This window comes from Nostoc sp. JL33, assembly GCF_017114985.1.
Taxonomy (GTDB): Bacteria; Cyanobacteriota; Cyanobacteriia; order Cyanobacteriales; family Nostocaceae; genus Nostoc.
In genome coordinates this window covers 1-9846 of record NZ_JABXKP010000058.1, presented here as the reverse complement: position 1 = coordinate 9846, position 9846 = coordinate 1, and the positions used below count along the sequence as shown (strand labels likewise).

The 9846-nt window shown below is 41.2% G+C and carries 7 protein-coding genes; 6 read left to right on the top strand and 1 reads right to left on the bottom strand.

The genetic code is table 11. From position 1 onward, the window contains the following. The first annotated feature begins 119 nt into the window (after positions 1 to 119). The 5 genes from HWQ23_RS16090 to ppk1 all read left to right on the top strand — a co-directional run bounded on the left by HWQ23_RS16090 (position 120) and on the right by ppk1 (position 8629). Positions 120 to 1754, top strand: a complete 1635-nt coding sequence (locus HWQ23_RS16090; RefSeq protein ID WP_292829883.1) for an alpha-D-glucose phosphate-specific phosphoglucomutase — start codon at positions 120 to 122, stop codon at positions 1752 to 1754. A 72-nt stretch (positions 1755 to 1826) separates the two neighbouring features. Beyond that, complete coding sequence (locus tag HWQ23_RS16085) at positions 1827 to 4358, top strand: glycogen/starch/alpha-glucan phosphorylase (protein ID WP_292829881.1); 2532 nt, start codon at positions 1827 to 1829, stop codon at positions 4356 to 4358. Between the two features lie 258 nt (positions 4359 to 4616). After that, complete coding sequence (locus tag HWQ23_RS16080) at positions 4617 to 5255, top strand: histidine phosphatase family protein (RefSeq protein ID WP_292829879.1); 639 nt, start codon at positions 4617 to 4619, stop codon at positions 5253 to 5255. Positions 5256 to 5389: 134 nt separating this feature from the next. Then, positions 5390 to 6211, top strand: a complete 822-nt coding sequence (pstB, locus tag HWQ23_RS16075) for a phosphate ABC transporter ATP-binding protein PstB (protein WP_292829877.1) — start codon at positions 5390 to 5392, stop codon at positions 6209 to 6211. 282 nt (positions 6212 to 6493) lie between these two features. Next, a complete protein-coding gene (gene ppk1, locus HWQ23_RS16070; RefSeq protein ID WP_292829874.1) occupies positions 6494 to 8629 on the top strand; it encodes a polyphosphate kinase 1 in 2136 nt (711 codons plus the stop codon). 159 nt (positions 8630 to 8788) lie between these two features. Here the strand turns inward: ppk1 and HWQ23_RS16065 are convergent, their stop codons facing one another. Next, the gene (locus HWQ23_RS16065; RefSeq protein WP_292829872.1) at positions 8789 to 9301 is read right to left on the bottom strand and encodes a hypothetical protein; all 513 of its coding nucleotides are present in this window, start codon (positions 9299 to 9301) and stop codon (positions 8789 to 8791) included. A gap of 134 nt (positions 9302 to 9435) precedes the next feature. Here HWQ23_RS16065 and HWQ23_RS16060 point away from each other — a divergent pair, with 134 nt between their 5' ends. Beyond that, positions 9436 to 9606, top strand: coding sequence for a hypothetical protein (locus tag HWQ23_RS16060; RefSeq protein WP_292829870.1), 171 nt, complete (start codon positions 9436 to 9438; stop codon positions 9604 to 9606). Positions 9607 to 9846: the final 240 nt, after the last annotated feature.

Here is a 9846-nt window from a genome sequence, read left to right as displayed (position 1 = left end):
TGTGCATCTATCTACTTTTTATTTTTTGTACTACCCCGATTTATTGAGCGGATACGCAATTTTTGTTGTAACAAACTTATGCAAAGCTGTAAGAGAAAATGCCTTGTTAAAGATTATCTATGAATATGCGTAAAGTCTCTACGACTCCCTTCCCCGATCAAAAGCCCGGTACTTCTGGACTGCGGAAAGCAGTTAAAGCTTTTCAGCAGCCCCACTACCTGGAAAATTTTATCCAATCTATCTTTGATTCTGTAGGGGACTTGGGGGGGCAAACTCTAGTCCTGGGTGGTGATGGTCGTTATTACAATCGCCAAGCCATTCAAATCATTTTGAAAATGGCTGCGGCTAATGGCATTGGGCGGATTAAAGTTGGTCAACGGGGGATTTTATCTACTCCTGCGACTTCCGCTATTATTCGCAAGTATCAGGCATTTGGTGGCATCATCTTGTCTGCAAGTCATAATCCGGGCGGGCCAAATGGTGACTTTGGCGTGAAATATAACATCAATAATGGTGGCCCAGCGCCGGAAAAGGTCACAGAGGCGATCTATGATCGCAGTAAAATCATTGATAGCTACCAAATTCTCGAAGCACCAGATGTAGATTTAGAAACTTTAGGTGAGTCACATTTGGCAGAGACGGTAGTTGAGGTGATTGACTCTGTACACGATTATGAAGAGTTAATGGAGTCCCTGTTTGATTTTGAAGGGATTCACCAACTGTTAACCAGAGGAAATTTTCGGATTAGCATCGATGCCTTACACGCGGTAGCTGGCCCCTATGCCCATGCCATTTTTGAGCAACGTTTGGGCGCACCAGTGGGAACTGTATGTAATGGTACACCCCTAGAAGACTTTGGCGGCGGACATCCTGACCCAAATTTAGTTTATGCCCATGAGTTGGTGGATATTTTGTACGGCGAGGATGCGCCTGATTTTGGGGCAGCTTTTGATGGAGATGGCGATCGCAATATGATCTTAGGGCGTAAGTTCTTTGTCACTCCTAGCGATAGCCTCGCAGTATTAGCCGCCAACGCCAAGCTAGTCCCTGGTTATAGTTCGGGTTTAGCAGGAGTAGCGCGATCGATGCCTACTAGTCAAGCAGTGGATCGAGTCGCCGCTCAAATTGGCATTGAATCCTATGAAACCCCCACTGGTTGGAAGTTCTTCGGCAATCTTTTAGACGCAGGTAAAGCGACTCTCTGCGGTGAAGAAAGCTTTGGTACCGGCTCTAACCATATCCGCGAAAAAGATGGGCTATGGGCTGTTCTCTTCTGGCTGAATATCCTAGCAGTACGACAACAATCTGTTGAGCAGATTGTCCGGGAACACTGGCAGACTTATGGACGCAATTATTACTCGCGCCATGACTATGAAGAGATAGAGACAGCGCCAGCTAATAACTTAATAGAAAGACTGCGTTCTTTGTTGCCAACTCTCAAAGGCAAGCAGTTCGGTAATTATGAAGTTGAATACAGTGATGACTTTAGTTATACCGACCCTGTTGATGGCAGCGTGAGCGAAAAACAAGGTGTTCGCATTGGCTTTACCGATGGCTCCCGAATTGTGGTGCGACTTTCTGGTACGGGTACTCAAGGTGCAACCCTTAGAGTTTATCTAGAAAGCTACGAGCCAGATCCGGCAAAACATGATCTCGATCCACAGCAAGCACTTATTTCTTTAATCACCATTGTTGAGGAGATAGCCCAGATCCGCGAACTGACAGGACGAGAACAGCCAACTGTGATTACTTAGTGCTGAGTTAGGAGTTATTTCCTCCTTCCCTACTCCCCATTCCCCATTTCCCATTTCCCACAGGAAATAATTATGACGACATTTCAGAAACCTCCAATACTGCAAAATTTGCAATTTGAAGACGATCGCACAGGGTTAAGTATAGAAACCCTCAAACGGGCGCTTGCTGATAATCTTTTTTACATTCAGGGTAAGTTTCCGGCTGCGGCCACGCCCAATGATTATTACATGGCTTTGGCTTACACAGTACGCGATCGCATTTTACAACGCTGGTTCAACACCGTAGAAACTTACATTAAAAAAGGTGTCAAAGTTGTCTGTTATCTATCAGCAGAATTCCTCTTGGGGCCGCACTTGAGTAACAACTTAATCAACTTGGGAATTTACGACCAAGTGCGCCAAGCAGTTGAGGAATCTGGGCTAGACTTTGTACAATTGCGCGAACTTGAAGAGGAACCAGGCTTAGGCAATGGTGGGTTAGGTCGTCTCGCCGCCTGTTATATGGACTCACTTTCGACTTTAGAAATCCCTGCAATTGGCTATGGAATTCGCTACGAATTTGGGATCTTTGACCAAGAAATTCGGGATGGTTGGCAAGTTGAAATCACTGATAAATGGCTGCGTTTTGGCAATCCTTGGGAAATTCCTCGTCCAGAGGAAACCATAGATGTCAAGTTCGGCGGTTACACTGAAGCCTATAACGATGAAAAGGGTCACTATCGGGTACGTTGGATTCCCCATAATGTTGTTAAAGGTGTTCCCTACGATACACCCATACTCGGTTATAAAGTCAACACTGCCAATACCTTACGTCTGTGGAAAGCTGAAGCTCCTGAATCCTTTGAATTTCAGGCGTTTAATGTCGGTGACTACTACGGTGCAGTGAACAAAAAGGTGGTTTCAGAAAATATTACCAAAGTTCTCTATCCTAATGATGAGTTAATTCAAGGTAAGGAACTGCGCTTAGAACAACAATATTTTTTCGTTTCTTGTTCCCTGCAAGACATGATCCGTCTTCACTTACGAAAAGAAGAAAGCTTAAATAACTTTCACCAGTCTTATGCTGTGCAACTCAATGACACCCACCCATCCATCGGTGTTGCTGAATTGATGCGGTTGTTGGTAGATGAACATCAGCTAGATTGGGATCAGGCTTGGCAAATCACCCAAAACACTTTCGGCTACACTAACCATACTCTGTTGCCAGAAGCTTTAGAAAAGTGGTCTTTAAGCTTATTTAATAGTTTACTGCCCAGGCATTTACAAATTATTTATGAAATCAATCAGCGTTTTCTTGGCCAAGTTCGCGCTAAATATCCTGATGATGGCGATCGCCTAGCGCGGCTATCATTGATTGATGAGAGTGGTGAAAAGTATGTCCGCATGGCAAACCTAGCAAGTGTTGGCTCTCATGCGATTAATGGTGTCGCCGCTTTACATACAGAGTTACTTAAGCGTGATGTTCTCCGCGATTTTTACGAATTTTGCCCTGAGAAGTTTAGCAACAAGACCAATGGTGTCACACCACGCCGTTGGATAGTAGTAAGTAATCCCCAACTGACTAACTTAATCAGTCGCAAAATTGGTACAAATTGGATTAATCACTTAGACGATCTTAAGCAACTCGAAGCCTTTGTTGAAGATGCTAATTTTCGTCGAGAATGGCGGCAGATTAAGCAGGATATTAAGGGCAATTTGGCAGAATATATTAAGACAACCAATTGTATTGAAGTGAATCCAGAATCGCTGTTTGATATTCAGGTGAAGCGATTGCATGAGTATAAGCGGCAACATCTGAATGTGCTGTACATTATCACGCTCTACAACCGCATCAAGCACGATCCCAGCATTGAAATTACACCTCGCACATTTATTTTTGGTGGTAAAGCTGCTCCTGGCTACTTCATTGCGAAACTGATTATTAAATTAATCAACGCCGTTGGTGATGTTGTTAATAATGACCCTGATGTGCGCGATCGCTTGAAAGTAATATTCTTACCAGATTACAATGTGAGGCTTGGTCAACGAGTTTATCCAGCCGCCGACCTTTCAGAACAAATCTCTACTGCTGGTAAAGAAGCTTCTGGTACTGGCAATATGAAATTTGCCATGAATGGGGCGCTGACTATTGGCACACTTGATGGTGCTAATATCGAAATCCGCGAAGAAGTGGGAAATGAAAACTTCTTCTTATTTGGATTGACAACCGAAGAAGTATATGATTTAAAATCCAAAGGTTATAACCCTTGGGATTATTACAATAACAATCCTCAACTGAAAGAAGCGATCGACCTGATCAGCTCAGGATTTTTCTCTCATGGTGATACTAATCTGTTCCGTCCATTAGTAGACTCGCTATTGCACCAAGACCAGTATATGCTGTTTGCAGATTACCAGTCCTATCTTGACTCTCAAGAGCAGGTTAATCAAGCTTACCGTGACCCGCAACACTGGACGCGGATGTCAATTCTCAATACAGCACGGATGGGCAAGTTCTCTTCTGACCGAGCCATCCAAGAATATTGTCAAGAAATCTGGAATACGGTACCAGTAAAGATTGAACTAGCAGAATATGTTCAAGCTAAGGCTGGTTTAAAAGTGTAACTGCTGAAAATAATTCGTAATTTGTAATTGAATTCTTACCCACTAGCCCTTTCAAGGTGACTCGTAAAATCTCTTTTCTTCTCTCTGCGCTCTCTGTGTCTCTGCGGTTAAAAAGTAATTTATCTAACCTTATTAGGCGCAGAGAACACAGAGTAAAGAGGAATTATTGACCAAGATTTTTACCCACATTGAAAGGGCTAGTTCTAAATTCATATTCTTCATCAGCAACACCCAAAATTATGTAGCCAGGATTAATTTATGAGCTTGAATCTATATTTTCTCCGTCATGGAGAAACAATTTATAGCCAAACAGGGGGATATTGCGGCGAGTTAGATCCCGAATTAACTCCAGTAGGTGTAGAGATGGCAGAAGCATTTGCGGCTGCTTATCGCTCTCTACCTTGGACAGCTGTTTTTGTCAGCCCGATGAAGCGGACTATTGCTACGGCAAAGCCATTATGTGATACTTTAGGCATAGAAATGCAACTCCGGGACGGACTTAGAGAAATTAGCTATGGGAAGTGGGAAGATCAAACAGTAGAGTTTGTTAAACAAAACTACCAGGATGATTATCTTCGCTGGTTAACTGAACCCGCTTGGAACGCGCCCACAGGGGGAGAAACGGCTGTACAGGTTGCTAGCCGAGCTTCCATAGTGATTGCAGAGATTGAAGAAAATTATTCAACTGGTAATGTTTTGGTAGTTGCCCACAAAGCAACGCTCCGAATTGTGCTTTGTAGCCTGTTAGGTATCGATTTGGGGCGTTACCGCGATCGCATTAATACCCTTGTGGCTTCAGTCAGTATTATCAAATTTGATATTCATGGTCCTTTACTGCAAGTATTGGGCGATCGCTACCATCTACCAGAATATCTGCGGAATTTACCAGGCACTTAGTACAATATTTCATTAATACGAGCGCGAATTCTCTGCGTACCTTTGCGCCCTGGAGCGTTTAAATTTCAACCCTCAATTCGCCACCATTTTACGCAAAGCTTTACTTAGTCCATATAGAGCGGCCAATAAAATCAATGCTAAACAATTTGACAGTTAATAACACTAGCATAGTAAATGATACTGACACAGTTTTACGCACAGAAAACCTCAACGTTTATTACGGGAAGTTTCTAGCGTTGCGGAATATTTGGCTAAATATTCCCAAAAATCAGGTTACAGCTTTTATCGGCCCTTCTGGTTGTGGTAAAAGTACATTACTGCGATGCTATAACCGTCTCAACGACCTGATTGAGTCATTTCGAGCCGAAGGTAAAGTTTATTTTTACGATAAAAATTTGTATGCACCAGAAGTTGATGCTATAGAGGTGCGTCGTCGAATTGGGATAGTGTTTCAAAAAGCAAACCCGTTTCCCAAATCAATTTATGACAATGTTGCTTTTGGAGCCAGAGTTTGTGGCTACAAAGATAACATGGATGAATTGGTAGAACGGAGTCTACGCCGTTCGGCTTTGTGGGATGAAGTCAAAGATAAACTGCGACAAAGTGGTTTAGCCTTATCTGGTGGTCAACAACAACGGTTGTGTATTGCGCGAGCGATCGCTGGGCAACCAGAAGTTATACTTATGGATGAACCTTGTTCTGCCCTCGATCCCCTATCCACTTTGCGGGTTGAAGAACTGATTCAGGAACTCAAAGAGCAATATACCATCGTCATTGTTACTCACAACATGCAACAAGCGGCACGAGTATCTGATAAAACAGCTTTTTTCAATGTTAGCGCCACAGAAACAGGCGATCGCACTGGCTACTTAGTAGAATACGACTCAACACAAGTTATTTTCAATAACCCTAAGCAGAAAGATACAAAAGATTACGTCAGCGGTCGATTTGGTTAAATATGGGTTTTGAGAGCAAGTGTTTTGATAAATTAAGCGAATTTTGGATTTTGAATAATTCAATTCCATTATCCAAAATTTAAAAAGTCTCAGAGTCGTAGAGTTAATTCATGAATTGCCCCCACAGTGTGGATCTATTTAGCATCAAATAATGATTAATAAAAGCCTAAAACGACCTACCTATGCATGGTAAATGTATACCATGATTAATTTGTACAGTGCGGAAGTTAGAGTTGAATTATTTTTGATAATTCTCATACCATTATTTTGGTAAATAAAAATATGTCTAAAGTCAAAGATATTAGTAAAACTATTAATGTGCATGACTCGGAGTACTACTTTAGTCGAGAATTAAGCTGGTTAGAATTTAACCGCCGAGTTTTACATGAGGCGTTAGATATTCGGACTCCATTACTAGAAAAACTCAAGTTTATTGCCATCTTTAGTGCTAATCTTGATGAATTTTTCATGGTTCGTGTTGCACTTCTCAAAGAACAAGTTAAAGCACAGTTAATTCAGCGAACTCCCGATGGTCGCACCCCAGAACAACAATTAGAAGCAATCGATCAATATCTGCATCCAATGGTGACTCAACAGCATCATTATTTTGAGCAGACGCTTCGACCAGAAATGACAGCGCAAGGCATTCATCTACTTAATTACATTGACATTAATCCAGAACAGCGTAGTTACTTTCAAAAATTATTTCAACAAAGGATTTTTCCAGTTCTCACTCCTCTAGCCGTTGATCCTAGCCATCCCTTTCCGCGAATGGCGAATCTCAGTTTAAATTTAGCAGTGGTAGTAAAAGCCCCAAACACAGGAGAGAAAAAGTTTGCTAGAGTCAAAATTCCCACTATTCTGCCTCGATTTATTCCCTTACCTCAAGAATTGCAAATAGATAATGGGAAATTAAATAACTGGACAGGTATGCCGATAGAGCAAGTAATTGCTCACAATTTAGAAGCTTTATTTCTCGGAATGGTCGTTGAGGAATATCACCTATTTCGATTAACCCGCAATACAGATTTAGAATTAGCAGAAGAAGCCGATGACTTACTATTAGCAATTCAACAAGAGTTATATAAGCGCAAATTCATTGGCTCGGTGGTACGGTTAGAAATTCAACCATCAATGCCTCAATCAGTACGACAGATGTTGATGACAGAAATGAAACTGATTGAGAGTGATGTTTATGAGATAGAAGGTTTGCTGAATTTAAAAGATTTGATGTCGTTTATGGCGCTAACTTTACCTGAATTGAAAGATCCACCTTGGGCATCAGTAATTCCGTCTCGTCTGCGTCATCTTCATCAACAAAGTCAAATTGCCAACTTCAATGATGAGGAAAAAAGCATTTTCTCGGTGATTCAGCAAAAAGATTTGCTAGTACATCATCCTTACGAATCCTTTGGCGCTTCTGTAGAGGAATTTATTGCTCAAGCTGCTCATGATCCTGATGTGTTGGCAATTAAAATGACACTTTATCGGACTTCGGGAGATTCGGAAATTGTCAGTTCTTTGATTACTGCGGCTGAAAATGGCAAACAAGTTGCTGTTATTTTAGAATTAAAAGCTCGCTTTGATGAAGAAAATAACATCACTTGGGCTAATAAATTAGAAAAATCTGGTGTTCATGTAGTATACGGATTGGTGGGACTAAAGACTCATAGCAAAACTTTGCTAGTGGTGCGTCAAGAGGGAGAAAATATTCGTCGTTATTTCCATATTGGGACTGGAAATTATAATTCCAAAACAGCAAATTTATATACAGATTTAGGACTAATTAGTTGTCGAGAAGACTTAGGGGCAGATTTAACTGATTTATTTAATTATTTGACTGGTTATTCCTGTAAAGATTCTTACCGCAAGTTGCTGATATCACCTATTAATATGCGCGATCGTATTACTGCCCTGATCCAGCGAGAAATCGAACACTGCAAAAACGGTAATCAAGGTCATATCATCGCTAAGATGAATGCTTTGGTTGACCCCCAAATTATTGCTACTTTATACAAAGCATCTCTTGCTGGAGTACAAATTGACCTAATTGTGCGGGGTATTTGTTGTTTGCGTCCTGGAGTTCCAAAAGTTAGCGAAAATATTCGTGTTATCAGTATTATTGGTCGTTTTTTAGAACACTCTCGGATATTTAACTTTCATAATAACGGACAAAATGAAGTATATATCGGCAGTGCCGATTGGATGACCCGCAACCTAGATCACCGAGTGGAAGTAGTTGTACCAGTTGAAGATGATGATATTGTGCAGAATTTACAAAAAATTCTCAAAATAATGCTAGCAGATAATCGCCAAGCTTGGGAGTTACAGCCAGATGGCTCTTACATCCAACTTTACCCTAATAAAAATGAGCCTGAACGTAGCGCTCAAAATATTTTGATAGAAATGATGCAGTAATTCTCTAATAAAAGTTACACAGAGTTATCTCCAGGTCTTTTCAGGGATTTCTGGATTGATTAAGGTATAGCTTGCTATCAGTATTTAGCATAACTTTACAACGTGTCCCATTTTGCACGTATCCTATCTCGGTGGCTACCCTATATGGCGAATGTATTTTTATTGATAGTAGGAAGGAGAGCTTTTCACCCAGACATTATGGTTGTGATAAAAATCTCCACGTTGCTCCAAGGTAAAGCCACCCAGCAATAATCCCAACCATACTTCTACCATTGGCATTTGCAACATACGTTGCAGTTTAACTAAAGAAATCTCATCTTTGACATTTATCAGATGGTTAGCGATCGCGCTCTGCCATTTTTCCACATCCTCATCTGATGCCAAATTGCGGACATCTTCTAAAGTTGTTACCTCATCAAGCATTGCCAAAACATTCGCTTTTTCAACAGGTGCTACTACAGAATCACCCGACTCAGTAGAATATGAAAATTGGTGTGGGCCGTGTGGTTTAAAGGTTTGTGGTGTTTCCGGTTCAATCAAATCATCTAAATCCAGATGCATTGTTGTCCGCACTAGACCAGCAAAGAGATCGGTGCTAATAATTGGCCCCAAAAGACTATTACGATCGCCTACGGCGGGGCGTAGCCCATCGCGGGTATCTTGCAACAGCACTTCGGCACGAAACTTAAGAATATCCGCAATTTGACTGAAGGCAAGCGCTGCGGTTGATAACTGTGCCTTATTTTGTGTTGTAGCCTTGTATGATAACGTAATCTAAAGCATAATGTGAGCAACTTGCTTGCTTTATGATTTCAAACTGGATTGCTCAAGTTATGCGCCCCAAAGTGAAGACAGTGAATCTAAAGAGTGGAAATACCTCTGATCAAGAATCTGATTTCTTTTTCGACAGAGCGATCGCTTTTGTATCCGCCGATCTCAAAATCCTATTCTTTCATGGTTCATTGTCATTAAAATAAAGTTATTGAAAATAGAATCTGCTGCTAAACTCTTGCTATTTCTAGCTTTCACGCCTTAAAAGGAAAACTTAAGTTGCTTGATATCCTGCGTGAGTATGTTTGCTCAGGTTACAGTTACAAAACAGAACCTTTACTCACGTTATTGTTTCAAAATCTATTTACAACTACAGAACTTACGCATTGATAAATTAGACAAGAAGTGGGGTATGCAAAAGAAGAAAAAATATGCGATCGCTAATC